Source organism: Pseudomonas sp. URMO17WK12:I6 (assembly GCF_003253625.1).
GTDB lineage: Bacteria > Pseudomonadota > Gammaproteobacteria > Pseudomonadales > Pseudomonadaceae > Aquipseudomonas.
The window spans coordinates 114180-127571 of record NZ_QKYZ01000013.1; the positions used below are offsets into that span (position 1 = coordinate 114180).

11 protein-coding genes are annotated in these 13392 nt (G+C 59.2%); 7 read left to right on the top strand and 4 right to left on the bottom strand.

The window, feature by feature from the left end; all coding sequences use genetic code 11:
- Positions 1-20 precede the first annotated feature (20 nt).
- Both F475_RS22185 and F475_RS22190 read right to left on the bottom strand, forming a co-directional pair.
- Positions 21-2129 (bottom strand): molybdopterin oxidoreductase family protein, encoded by a 2109-nt coding sequence (locus F475_RS22185; RefSeq protein ID WP_111454725.1) that lies wholly within the window; start codon positions 2127-2129, stop codon positions 21-23.
- Between the two features lie 135 nt (positions 2130-2264).
- Positions 2265-2555, bottom strand: a complete 291-nt coding sequence (locus F475_RS22190) for a hypothetical protein (RefSeq protein WP_018926610.1) — start codon at positions 2553-2555, stop codon at positions 2265-2267.
- Positions 2556-2961: 406 nt separating this feature from the next.
- Here F475_RS22190 and argF point away from each other — a divergent pair, with 406 nt between their 5' ends.
- Together argF and F475_RS22200 are read left to right on the top strand one after the other, a co-directional pair.
- Positions 2962-3882 carry an ornithine carbamoyltransferase gene (gene argF, locus F475_RS22195; RefSeq protein WP_026286458.1) on the top strand — a complete coding sequence of 307 codons (921 nt, stop codon included), beginning with the start codon at positions 2962-2964 and terminating at the stop codon, positions 3880-3882.
- The gene (locus F475_RS22200) at positions 3879-4988 is read left to right on the top strand and encodes an ABC transporter ATP-binding protein (RefSeq protein ID WP_111454726.1); all 1110 of its coding nucleotides are present in this window, start codon (positions 3879-3881) and stop codon (positions 4986-4988) included. Before argF ends, F475_RS22200 begins: the two co-directional genes overlap by 4 nt.
- 48 nt (positions 4989-5036) lie before the next feature.
- On the opposite strand, the gene F475_RS22205 is transcribed toward F475_RS22200, so the two are convergent.
- Together F475_RS22205 and ybaK are read right to left on the bottom strand one after the other, a co-directional pair.
- Entirely contained in the window at positions 5037-5819 is a 783-nt protein-coding gene (locus F475_RS22205) for a PhzF family phenazine biosynthesis protein (RefSeq protein WP_111454727.1), read from the bottom strand.
- A gap of 117 nt (positions 5820-5936) precedes the next feature.
- On the bottom strand, positions 5937-6407 hold the full coding sequence (gene ybaK, locus F475_RS22210) for a Cys-tRNA(Pro) deacylase (protein WP_111454728.1): 471 nt from the start codon (positions 6405-6407) through the stop codon (positions 5937-5939).
- A gap of 370 nt (positions 6408-6777) precedes the next feature.
- On the opposite strand from ybaK, the gene F475_RS22215 reads away from it, so the two are divergent.
- From F475_RS22215 to F475_RS22235, 5 genes are all read left to right on the top strand, one after another.
- Positions 6778-7629, top strand: a complete 852-nt coding sequence (locus tag F475_RS22215; RefSeq protein ID WP_019581559.1) for an MIP/aquaporin family protein — start codon at positions 6778-6780, stop codon at positions 7627-7629.
- 76 nt (positions 7630-7705) lie between these two features.
- A complete protein-coding gene (gene glpK, locus F475_RS22220; protein ID WP_018926616.1) occupies positions 7706-9211 on the top strand; it encodes a glycerol kinase GlpK in 1506 nt (501 codons plus the stop codon).
- A gap of 95 nt (positions 9212-9306) precedes the next feature.
- The gene (locus F475_RS22225; protein ID WP_007938932.1) at positions 9307-10062 is read left to right on the top strand and encodes a DeoR/GlpR family transcriptional regulator; all 756 of its coding nucleotides are present in this window, start codon (positions 9307-9309) and stop codon (positions 10060-10062) included.
- 319 nt (positions 10063-10381) lie between these two features.
- On the top strand, positions 10382-11920 hold the full coding sequence (gene glpD, locus F475_RS22230) for a glycerol-3-phosphate dehydrogenase (RefSeq protein ID WP_018926617.1): 1539 nt from the start codon (positions 10382-10384) through the stop codon (positions 11918-11920).
- Between the two features lie 433 nt (positions 11921-12353).
- Positions 12354-13268, top strand: a complete 915-nt coding sequence (locus F475_RS22235; RefSeq protein WP_026286460.1) for a glutamate/aspartate ABC transporter substrate-binding protein — start codon at positions 12354-12356, stop codon at positions 13266-13268.
- Positions 13269-13392 lie beyond the last annotated feature (124 nt).

A 13392-nucleotide genomic window follows, 5' to 3' on the forward strand; every position in this document is an offset into this window, starting at 1 on the left:
GGCCTCCCCGACAGACATGTTCACGCCGCCGCAACGGTCACCGGCACGCCGTTCAATGCCGCATTGCCCGACAACTCATCGAGCTGACATTCGTCAGTCAGGTCATTGGCGCTGGAACCTGGCTGGCCACTGGCAATCGTCATCTGCACGCCCGGTCGCGCATGACCCCAACCGTGGGGCAGGCTGACCACTCCTTTCATCATATCGAGGCTGGCGACCACTTCAACCTCGATCACGCCGACCCGTGAACTGACGCGCACCCGCTGCCCATCGCTGAGCCCGCGGCTGGCCAGGTCGTCCGGGTGCATCAGCAGTTGATGGCGCGGCTTGCCCTTCACCAGGCGGTGATAGTTGTGCATCCATGAGTTGTTGCTGCGCACATGGCGGCGACCGATCATCAGTAACTCATCGGCGGCTGGTGCTTGCAACGCCGCAAAGCGCGCCAGATCGGCGAGGATCTCCACAGGCGCCGCCTGGACGCGCTGATTGGCCGTCTTCAGACGAGGCGTCAAATTGGGCTTGAGCGCGCCGAGATCGATACCGTGAGGGTGATCGAACAAGGTCGCCAGCGACAGTTTGTGCCCTGAAGCATCGCCATACAGGCCCATCCGCAGCCCCCGGTCAATCATCTGCGCCGGCGCAATGGCCGGTTTCAGCGCCTTGCCGGTCTTCGCCGCAAAGGCCTCGGCCAGCCCCACGAAGATCTCCCAGTCATGCAGCGCGCCTTGCGGCTTGGCGAGAATCGCCCGGTTGAAACGGGTGACGTTGCGCACCGCGAACATATTGAAGGTGGTGTCGTAGTGATCGTTTTCCAGCGCCGAAGTCGACGGCAGGATCAGGTCGGCATAACGCGTGGTTTCATTGATGTACAGGTCGACGCTGACCATGAACTCCAGTCCGTCCAGCGCCTGCTCCAGCTGTCGGCCATTGGGCGTGGACAGCACCGGATTACCCGCCACGGTGATCAGCGCACGGACCTGCCCTTCCCCCTCGGTGAGCATCTCTTCGGCCAGCGCCGACACCGGCAACTCGCCACCGTATTCAGGACGCCCGGACACGCGGCTTCGCCACAGGTTGAAATGGCCACCCGATGTGGACGCCACCAGGTCCACCGCCGGCTCGGTGCACAACGCACCGCCGACACGATCAAGGTTGCCGGTCACCAGATTGATCAATTGCACCAGCCAATGGCACAAGGTGCCGAAGGCCTGGGTCGAGACGCCCATGCGGCCATAGCAGACCGCCGTCGGGGCTGCCGCGAAGTCCCGCGCCAGTTGACGGATCTGTTCGGCGGGGACTGCGCACAGCGGGCTCATGGCCTCGGCAGTGAAACCTGCGATCGCCTTACGCACTTCATCCAGCCCATCGACCGGCAAATGACTGTCGCGGGTCAGGCCTTCAGCGAATAACGTATTGAGCAGCCCGAACAACAGCGCCGCATCGCCGCCGGGGCGCACGAACAGATGCTGGTCGGCAATCGCCGCCGTTTCGCTGCGACGCGGATCGACCACCACCACTTTGCCACCCCGGGCCTGAATCGCCTTGAGGCGCTTCTCCACATCCGGCACGGTCATGATGCTGCCGTTGGAGGCCAGCGGATTACCGCCCAGGATCAACATGAAATCAGTGTGATCGATGTCCGGGATCGGCAACAGCAAGCCGTGGCCATACATCAAATGACTGGTCAGGTGATGGGGCAACTGATCGACCGACGTCGCGGAAAACCGGTTACGGGTTTTCAACAGGCCGAGGAAGTAATTGCTGTGGGTCATCAACCCGTAGTTGTGCACGCTGGGGTTGCCCTGATAGACCGCCACCGCGTTCTGCCCGTGACGCTCCTGAATCGCCGCCAGGCGTTCGGCTACAAGGCTGAACGCATCTTCCCACTCGATAGGCTGCCACTCGCTACCCACTCGCTGCATCGGCTGACGCAGGCGATCCGGGTCGTTCTGAATGTCTTGCAGGGCCACCGCCTTGGGGCAGATATGCCCACGGCTGAAGCTGTCCTGAGGGTCGCCCTTGATCGAGGTGATCTGCACGCCGCTGCCTTCGACCTCGGTGGTTTCGATGGTCAGGCCGCAGATGGCTTCACACAGGTGGCACGCACGGTGATGGAGAGTCTTGGTCATGGCCAGTCTCTGTTTTGTTCTGGGCGGGCAATGTCGGCCGCGGGAACAAAACTATGGCGCGTGACTTGCCACCGCGCCAGCGACGTTCGTCTTGTGAATCGACGACCATCAGGCCGGCCGATGGCAGCAAGGAGATCAGTTCGGCGGCAGACTCGGCGGCGCCTGCAGCTGGATTTCCTCGATGGTTTCGATCTGCTCGTGGGCGACGTGCACGCCGGTGAGCTCGCCGATCAGCCGCCAATGCTCGTCGAGCCCGGCACTGATGGTGGCCATGCGGTCGATCATGCGCCGGCCAGCCGCCTTGGTGACTTCGTCTTCACTGCGTAACAACTCGAAAGACATCGAGGTCATGGAAGCAGTGAGGTGGGTCAGAGAGCGAGCCGTAAGGCCGAGTAGCTCCATCAATAACTGTTCTTTCGATTCCATTCCTGAGGCTTCCTGCGTCGCTCGTGCTTTAGTTATAACCCAGCACTTTGCATTAGCAAATGTTTCAGACCAGACACATTGCCCGCCAAAGGCTCGAATGACAGGTCAAAAACCGACTGCCAATCTGTCGCCCACGCCCTGTCTGATTGCCAAGCCCGGCGAGCCCAGTGTACAAATGCTCAGCTGCTGTCAGGAAACAGGCTTCAAAAGCGCTACTGCGGTCACCCCGTAGCCTCTCTGAAATCCTCTAAACACCGTAGCCTATTGGAAAAACGCGACATTTAATGTCAATATCGCGCCTCCCCCTATTTCGTCGCCCCGTGCGGCTTACGCCGCAGGTCTCGCCCGTTTTTCAGTTAAACAAGGCTTTGAGTATCTGCGGTCTGTTGCAAAAAGGTAGTCAATGATGAGCGCAAGGCACTTTCTCTCCCTGATGGATTGCACGCCCGAAGAGCTGGTCAGCGTGATCCGTCGAGGCGTTGAGCTCAAGGACCTGCGTAACCGCGGCGTACTGTTCGAGCCTTTGAAAAACCGCGTCCTGGGGATGATTTTCGAGAAGTCCTCGACCCGTACCCGTATTTCGTTCGAAGCCGGCATGATCCAGCTCGGTGGCCAGGCGATCTTCCTGTCGCCGCGCGACACTCAGCTGGGCCGTGGCGAACCGATCGGCGACGCCGCCATTGTCATGTCGAGCATGCTCGATGCAGTGATGATCCGTACGTTTTCGCACAGCACCCTGACCGAATTCGCCGCCAATTCGCGAGTCCCGCTGATCAACGGCCTGTCCGATGACCTGCACCCGTGCCAGTTGCTGGCCGACATGCAAACCTTCCTCGAACATCGCGGTTCGATCCAAGGCAAGACCGTGGCCTGGATCGGCGACGGCAACAACATGTGCAACAGCTATATAGAAGCGGCGATCCAGTTCGACTTCCAGTTGCGCATCGCCTGCCCGGAAGGTTACGAACCCAACCCTGAGTTCGTGGCCAAGGCCGGCGATCGGGTAAGCATCGTCCGCGATCCTCGGGAAGCCGTACGCGGCGCGCATCTGGTGAGCACCGACGTCTGGACCTCCATGGGCCAGGAAGAGGAAACCGCCAAGCGCCTGAAGCTGTTCGCACCGTTCCAGGTCAACCGGGCGCTGCTCGACCTGGCCGCACCGGACGTGCTGTTCATGCATTGCCTGCCGGCCCACCGTGGCGAGGAAATCAGCCTCGACCTGCTCGACGACCCGCGTTCGGTGGCATGGGATCAAGCCGAAAACCGTCTGCATGCACAAAAGGCCCTGCTCGAGTTTCTCGTCCCACCTTCGTACCATCACGCATGAGCCAGCCATTACTGCTGAACCTGCGCAATCTGGCCTGTGGTTATCAAAACCAGCGGGTTGTGCAGAACCTCAACCTGCATTTGAATGCCGGCGATATCGGTTGCCTGCTGGGCTCTTCGGGCTGCGGCAAAACCACCACCCTGCGGGCCATTGCCGGTTTCGAACCGGTGCACGAGGGTGAGATCCAGTTGGCGGGCGAGACCATCTCCAGCGCCGGCTTCACCCTCGCCCCGGAGAAACGCCGGATCGGCATGGTGTTCCAGGATTACGCGCTGTTTCCGCATTTGAGCGTGGCCGAGAACATCGCCTTCGGGATCCGCAGGCATCCGCAAAAGGATCGTATCACCGAAGAACTGCTCGAACTGGTCAACCTGAAAAACCTCGGCAAGCGCTTTCCCCATGAACTGTCCGGTGGCCAGCAGCAGCGGGTTGCACTGGCCCGCGCCCTGGCGCCGGAACCGCAACTGTTGTTGCTCGACGAACCGTTCTCCAACCTCGATGGTGAGTTGCGACGCAAGCTCAGCCATGAAGTACGCGACATCCTCAAGGCTCGCGGCACCAGTGCGATTCTGGTGACCCACGACCAGGAAGAAGCTTTCGCGGTCAGCGACCATGTCGGCGTTTTCAAGGAAGGTCGCCTTGAACAATGGGATACCCCCTACAACCTCTATCACGAACCGCTGACACCGTATGTGGCCAGCTTCATTGGCCAGGGTTACTTCATTCGCGGTCAGTTGAGCAGCCCGGAGTCGGTGCAGACCGAATTGGGTGAATTGCGCGGCAACCGTGCCTACACCTGGCCGATCGGTGGCGCCGTGGACGTATTGCTGCGTCCGGACGACATCGTCTATGCACCGTCCAGCCCACTGAGGGCGCAGATTGTCGGCAAGAGCTTCCAGGGTGCCTCAACGCTGTACCGCTTGCAGTTGTCTACGGGCGCGCAGCTGGAGTCGATTTTCCCAAGTCATGCCGATCATCTGGTCGGTGCTGAAGTCGGCATTCGGGTAGCGGCGGAACACCTGGTACTGTTCCAGGCCTCCGGTAGTACAGCGGCGCAGATTCCGACGATCGAGTCCGGGGTTCGGCGCTACGGCGCCGCCAGCTGAACAATGCGGACATAGGTGGGAGCGAGCTCCCACCTATTGGATTTTCGTTTAACCCAGCATTAGCGTTCCGCTCGCGACCAGCGTCGCATTCCCGCCAATACTCACCCGATCCCCTTCCAGCTGACAAAACAACTCCCCACCCCGCGCCGAGCACTGATAAGCCGTCAGACTCGACTTGCTCAAGCGTTTCGACCAGTACGGAATCAGGCTGCAATGGGTTGAACCGGTCACCGGGTCTTCGTTGATGCCGATCGCCGGGGCAAAGTAGCGCGACACAAAGTCATGCTTGTTGCCTTTGGCTGTCACGATGGCGCCCGGCCATGGCAGTTTCGCCAGGGCGATCATGTCCGGCTGACAATCGAGCACCGCCTGCTCGGACTCCAGCACCACCAACAATTCCTTCGAGCCCAGCACATCGACCGCCTCGACGCCCAAGGCGCGCTCGACATCCCGGGTCATGCCCACTTCCGACGGCACGACTGCCGGGAAATCCAGCCACAAGCGCCCACCCTCTCGGGTGACACTCAACGGGCCGGACTTACAGATGAAGTCCAGTCGCTCGACCGGTTCTTTATAGAGTTCAAAGAGCACGTAGGCGCTGGCCAGGGTCGCATGACCGCACAATGGGACTTCAGTAATCGGGGTAAACCAGCGGATGCGCCAGACAGAACCCTCACGCACCAGGAACGCGGTTTCGGCGAGGTTATGTTCGGCGGCGATTTTTTGCATCAACTCATCGTCAAGCCAAGCATCGAGCCGGTACACCATCGCCGGGTTGCCACTGAACGGCCGATCACTGAACGCATCGATCTGATGAAACTCAAGCTGCATGGCACTTCTCCCTTTCTTCAGATCGCCGAGCATGAAGCCTGGCATAGCCCTTCACCAGTGACAGAACGAACCAATTTCCACCATACAGCGCCGGGTTGTAAGCCCGAGACCTTTTGCTCAGGCACGACCGATATCGGCGAACTTCGCCTGGGTGTGTTCGGCCAACACGGCAGGCGCCAGTTCGACTTCCAGACCGCGCCGCCCGGCGCTGACGAAGATGCTGGAAAACGGCTGGGCCGAATGATCGATAAACGTGCGCAGGCGCTTCTTCTGCCCGAGCGGGCTGATACCGCCCAACAGATACCCCGTCGAACGCTGCGCAGCGGCTGGATCGGCCATTTCGACTTTTTTCACGCCTGCGGCCTGTGCCAGCGCCTTCAAGTCCAGACTTCCGACGACCGGCACCACCGCCACCAATAACTCCCCCTTCTCGCTGGCCGCCAGCAATGTCTTGAACACCTGCGCGGGGGCCAGGCCCAGTTTTTCCGCGGCCTCCAGACCATAGGACGCTGCCTTCGGATCATGTTCGTAACTGTGCACACGATGTTCGGCACGAACTTTTTTCAACAAATCCAATGCGGGGGTCATGACAGCTCCAGACTTGGCGGCAGAAGAAAAATACTGCGCAGGATTCTAGGTCATTGATCGATAAAAGGCTCTATTGCGCTGCTATTTCCAAAGCATGGCCGGGCTTTCGGTCGTTCGTCCACACGCCTCTCGTCAGATGAACGATGCGATCATTCACAGGACTAATAGTTTAAATATGACTGATGGTTCACTTTCGACCTTTGACAGCAGTGCTTCTTGTCTATATTTTTTCGAATGTGAACACAGCACGAACGTCTCACCGCAGCACCCGGCAGTAAGCCGAGCACAGGATGGGGATCCTGCCTCGGTGAAAATCGCGCTTTGACCTCGATGGAAAAGCGCCACACAACAACAAAAAACGAGGTTTTCAATGACAACTGCGTTACAACAACCGTCGCTCTCGAGCCAATGCATGGCCGAGTTTCTGGGTACTGCACTGCTGATCTTTTTCGGTACCGGCTGCGTTGCCGCGCTCAAGGTGGCGGGTGCCAGCTTCGGTTTATGGGAAATCAGCATCATCTGGGGGGTTGGCGTCAGCATGGCGATCTACCTCACCGCCGGCGTTTCCGGTGCGCACCTCAACCCTGCCGTGAGTATCGCGCTGAGCATTTTCGCTGACTTCGAAAAGCGCAAACTGCCTTTCTACATCTTCTCCCAGGTCGCTGGTGCCTTCTGCGGGGCATTGTTGGTTTACACGCTGTACAGCAACCTGTTCTTCGATTTCGAACAAACTCACCAAATGGTTCGTGGCACCGAAGCCAGCCTTGAATTGGCCTCGGTGTTCTCCACCTTCCCGAACCCTGCCCTGTCCACGGGCCAGGCCTTTCTGGTTGAAGTGATCATCACCGCCATTCTGATGGGCGTGATCATGTCGCTCACCGACGACAACAATGGCCTGCCCAAAGGACCGCTGGCGCCGTTGTTGATCGGCCTGCTGATTGCCGTGATCGGCAGCTCGATGGGGCCGCTGACCGGTTTCGCGATGAACCCGGCCCGCGACTTCGGTCCTAAACTGATGACTTTCTTCGCAGGCTGGGGTGAAATTTCCTTCACTGGCGGACGCGATATCCCGTACTTCCTGATTCCGGTTTTTGCACCGATTGTCGGTGCCTGTCTCGGTGCTGCAGCTTATCGCGGGCTGATTGCCCGTCATCTGCCCAGCGCCATACCTGCTACAAAGGACGCAGCACTGGCCATTGACGGCAAACCAAGAACGTCTTGAAACCGTTGGCGCGTGATCCTGCCCATTTTGATCCCGCGCCTGACTTCACTTCCTTATTTCGTCCAAGGCAATCGACATGACCGACATTCAGAATAAGAACTACATCATTGCCCTCGATCAGGGTACGACCAGCTCCCGCGCGATCATTTTCGATCGCGACGCGAACGTGGTTTGCACCGCCCAGCGTGAATTCGCACAGCATTACCCGCAAGCCGGTTGGGTCGAACACGACCCGATGGAAATCTTCGCCACCCAGAGCGCCGTGATGGTCGAGGCCCTGGCTCAAGCCGGCCTGCATCACGACCAGGTCGCGGCCATCGGCATCACCAACCAGCGCGAAACCACCGTGGTCTGGGACAAGACCACTGGCCGCCCTATCTACAACGCGATCGTCTGGCAGTGCCGCCGCAGCACCGAAATCTGCCAGCAGCTCAAGCGCGACGGCCACGAGCAATACATCAGCGACACCACGGGCCTGGTCACCGACCCGTACTTCTCCGGCACCAAGCTCAAGTGGATCCTCGACAATGTCGAAGGCAGCCGTGAGCGGGCGCGCAAGGGTGAACTGCTGTTCGGCACCGTAGACAGCTGGCTGATCTGGAAATTTACCGGCGGCAAGGTGCACGTCACCGACTACACCAACGCCTCGCGCACCATGCTCTTCAACATCCACACGCTGGAGTGGGACGCGAAGATGCTGGACGTCCTCGACATCCCGCGCGAGATGCTGCCGGAAGTTAAGTCCTCGTCCGAAATCTACGGCCACACCAAAAGCGGCATCGCCATTGGCGGTATCGCCGGCGACCAGCAGGCCGCCCTGTTCGGCCAAATGTGCGTCGAGCCAGGCCAGGCGAAAAACACCTACGGCACCGGCTGCTTCCTGCTGATGAACACCGGCGACAAAGCAGTGAAGTCCAAGCACGGCATGCTGACCACCATCGCTTGCGGCCCGCGTGGCGAAGTGGCCTATGCGCTGGAAGGCGCGGTGTTCAACGGTGGCTCCACCGTGCAGTGGCTGCGAGACGAGTTGAAAATCATCAACGACGCCCACGACACCGAATACTTCGCCAACAAGGTCAAGGACAGCAACGGCGTGTACCTGGTGCCGGCCTTCACCGGTCTGGGCGCTCCGTACTGGGACCCGTATGCCCGTGGTGCGTTGTTCGGCCTGACCCGTGGCGTACGCGTGGATCACATCATTCGTGCCGCGCTTGAGTCGATTGCCTACCAGACCCGCGACGTTCTGGACGCCATGCAGCAGGATTCCGGCGAACGCCTGAAAGCCCTGCGCGTGGACGGCGGTGCAGTGGCGAACAATTTCCTGATGCAATTCCAGGCCGACATCCTCGGCACTCAAGTCGAGCGCCCGAAAATGCGCGAAACCACCGCGTTGGGCGCCGCTTACCTGGCGGGTTTGGCCTGCGGTTTCTGGGGCAGCCTGGACGAGTTGCGCGGCAAGGCGGTGATCGAGCGCGAGTTTGAACCAGCGCTGGACGAAACCGCGAAGGAAAAACTCTACGCCGGCTGGAAAAAAGCCGTCAGCCGCACTCGCGATTGGGAACCGCACGAAGGCGCTGAATAAGCCACGGACCGGACTCGTATCCGGTTGTAACTGGTAGGGAGCGGATTCCTGCGGCATCATGGGCAAATTTTGCACGGCAGCCCAAAGGAAGCCCCATGAATCTGCCTCCCCGTCAGCAGCAAATCCTTGAACTGGTCCGCGAACGCGGCTATGTCAGCATCGAGGAAATGGCCCAGCTGTTCGTCGTTACACCGCAAACCATCCGCCGCGATATCAATCAATTGGCGGAAGTGAATCTGTTGCGTCGCTATCACGGCGGCGCAGCCTACGACTCCAGCGTCGAAAACACCGCCTACGCCATGCGCGCCGATCAGATGCGCGATGAAAAGCAGCGTATCGGCGAAGCCATTGCGGCGCAGATTCCCGATCACGCCTCGCTGTTCATCAATATCGGCACCACCACCGAATCCATTGCTCGGGCGCTGCTCAACCACAGCCACCTGAAGATCATCACCAACAACCTGCATGTGGCCTCGATGCTCAGCGCCAAGGACGACTTCGACGTGCTGCTGACCGGTGGCAACGTGCGGCGTGACGGTGGCGTGGTCGGTCAGGCCAGCGTCGACTTCATTAACCAGTTCAAGGTCGACTTCGCCCTGGTCGGCATCAGTGGAATCGATGAAGACGGCAGCTTGCTGGATTTCGACTATCAGGAAGTGCGGGTATCCCAGGCGATCATCGCCAACGCCCGACAGGTGATTCTCGCGGCGGACTCCAGCAAATTCGGGCGCAATGCCATGATTCGCCTGGGGCCGATCAGCCTGATCGATTGCCTGGTCACCGACCAGCCGCCTTCGCCGGCCCTGGCGCAATTGTTGAGCCAGCACAAGATTCGGCTGGAGGTCGTGTAAGCACATCCCCCCTGTGGCGAGGGGGCTTGCCCCCCCGTTCGGCTGCACAGCAGACGCCAATCAGACAACATGTTCTTCCTGAGATACCGCGGTAGCCGGTTATAGGACCGCTTCGCAGCCCAGCGGGAGCAAGCTCCCTCGCCACAAAAGCACTCCCTACCATCATTCAATGTTCGAATATTTTCCTTTAACGGCCCTTCGATCAGTATTTTCAATCGAAGCACACTGGCTGTGGGCGTCTTTATGGGCTAGTATTTTCGCAAATGAACATTAATGTTCGAATTCAAATATAGAAATCAAAAAAGCCCGAGGCCAGCCGATGCCCACTTCTACCTTGCCTACGCCCCCTCTCGCCGAGGTCTACGATATCGCCGTCATTGGTGGTGGGATCAATGGCGTGGGGATCGCAGCGGATGCCGCCGGTCGCGGCCTTTCGGTGTTCCTTTGCGAAAAGGATGATCTGGCCAGCCACACCTCGTCGGCCAGCAGCAAGCTGATCCACGGTGGCCTGCGCTACCTGGAGCATTATGAGTTCCGCCTGGTGCGCGAAGCCCTGGCCGAGCGCGAAGTGCTGCTGGCCAAGGCGCCGCACATCGTCAAACAGATGCGCTTCGTGCTGCCCCACCGCCCGCACCTGCGTCCGGCCTGGATGATCCGCGCCGGTCTGTTCCTTTATGACCACCTCGGCAAACGGGAAAAACTCGAAGGCTCGAAAAGCCTGAAGTTCGGCCCGGACAGCCCGCTGAAAAGCGAAATCACCAAAGGCTTCGAATATTCCGATTGCTGGGTCGATGACGCACGCCTCGTCGTACTGAACGCCATGGCTGCCCGCGAGAAAGGTGCCCACGTTCATACGCAAACCCGCTGCGTCAGTGCCCGTCGCACCAAGGGCCTGTGGCACATGAACCTGGAACGCGCCGATGGCAGCCTGTTTTCGATCCGCGCCAAGGCACTGGTGAACGCTGCCGGCCCATGGGTCGCCCAGTTCATTCGTGACGACCTGAAGATGGAATCGCCATACGGCATCCGTCTGATCCAGGGCAGCCACCTGATCGTGCCAAAACTGTACGAAGGCGAATACGCGCACATTCTGCAAAACGAAGATCAGCGCATCGTCTTCACCATTCCGTACCTGAACCACTTCACCCTGATCGGCACCACCGACCGCGAGTACACCGGCGACCCGGCAAAAGTGGCGATCACTGAAGGCGAAACCGATTACCTGCTGAAAGTGGTCAATGCCCACTTCAAGAAACAACTCAGCCGCGCGGACATCCTGCACAGCTACTCCGGCGTTCGTCCGCTGTGCAACGACGAATCCGACAACCCGTCGGCCGTCACCCGCGACTACACCCTGGCGTTGTCGGGTTCTGGTGAAGAAGCACCGTTGCTGTCGGTGTTCGGCGGCAAGCTGACGACCTACCGCAAACTGGCCGAGTCGGCGCTGGCGCAATTGGCCCCGTACTTCACGCACATCAAACCAAGCTGGACCGCCAGCGCGCCCCTGCCCGGTGGCGAAGACATGACGACTCCGCAGGCATTGAGTTCGCGGATCCGCGACAAGTTCGACTGGATCCCCACTGAGATCGCCCGACGCTGGTCCACCACTTACGGCAACCGCACCTGGCGAATGCTCGAAGGCGTGGAAAACCTCGGTGACCTGGGCGAACACATCGGCGGCGGGCTCTACACCCGCGAAGTCGACTACCTGTGCAGCGAAGAATGGGCGACCACCGCCGATGACATCCTGTGGCGCCGCAGCAAGCTTGGGCTGTTCACCACTGCGGCGGAACAGCAGAAGCTCAAGGATTACCTGAACAAGCTCGAACAGAACCGCAGCAAGATCGAAGCAGCCTGATCGGATATCCGGTTAAACCAAAGCCCCTGAATCTCACGATTCAGGGGCTTTTTCATACCGCGCATTACTGTAGGAGCGAGGCTTGCCCGCGAAGAACGATAAAGCGGTTCAACAGACAGACCGCAGTGCCCCCTTCGCGGGCAAGCCTCGCTCCTACAGTTTTGTGTGAGTCAATCCATTCGGTTTTCCGAACGCGACTCCTCGGTCGATTCGGAAAACCGGATCATCCGACAACAAACTCAACGTCACCAACATTAAAATACTCTTAAAAATCAATAATTTGATAGATGATGCATGGTCTGGCACGAGTCATGCTCTACTCTCCCGGACGAATGTTTATTGCGCTACTCCTTCAGGAGCCGCCAGGCATTCGAAGCACCAAAAAAGGCCGATGAACTGGCTCCATAAAAAAAACAATGTCGAGGAAAATTTGATGCGCATCGTTCCCCATCTCCTGGGCGCAGCCATTGCTGCCGCTCTGATTAGCACTCCAGTTTTCGCCGCCGAACTCACCGGCACACTGAAGAAGATCAAAGAGTCCGGCACCATCACCCTCGGGCATCGTGACGCTTCCATTCCGTTTTCCTACATCGCGGACGCTTCCGGCAAACCGGTTGGCTACTCCCACGATATCCAGCTGAAAATCGTCGAAGCCATCAAGAAAGACCTGGACATGCCCAACCTCCAGGTCAAATACAACCTGGTGACCTCGCAAACCCGTATCCCGCTGGTGCAGAACGGCACCGTGGACGTCGAGTGCGGCTCCACCACCAACAACGTCGAGCGTCAGCAACAAGTTGATTTCTCCGCCGGCATCTTCGAAATCGGTACCAAGCTGCTGGCCAAGAAAGACTCGCCCTACAAAGATTTCGCCGACCTCAAAGGCAAGAACGTCGTGACCACCGCCGGCACCACGTCCGAGCGCATCCTCAAGTCGATGAACGCCGACAAGCAGATGGGCATGAACGTGATCTCCGCCAAAGACCATGGCGAATCCTTCCAGATGCTGGAAACCGGCCGTGCCGTGGCCTTCATGATGGACGACGCCTTGCTGGCCGGTGAAATGGCCAAGGCCAAGAAGCCGGATGACTGGGCCGTGACCGGCACACCACAATCGTTCGAAATCTACGGCTGCATGGTTCGCAAGGGCGACGCACCGTTCAAGAAAGCCGTCGACGACGCAATCATCGCGACCTACAAGTCGGGCGAGATCAACAAGATCTACGAAAAATGGTTCATGCAGCCAATCCCGCCAAAAGGCCTGAACCTGAACTTCCCGATGAGCGACGAGCTCAAGACCCTGATCGCCAATCCGACCGACAAAGCGGCTGACGAAAAGAAATCCTGATTTCTGACTAACGTTCCCCCCTGAGAAGGCCTCTGCCCTTTCAGGGGTTGTCACTCCCTGCTGGCATTTCTGGAAACACTCGAACCGGTGGTTGTCGAGCCGTTCGCGTGTGCCTGACCGTCAT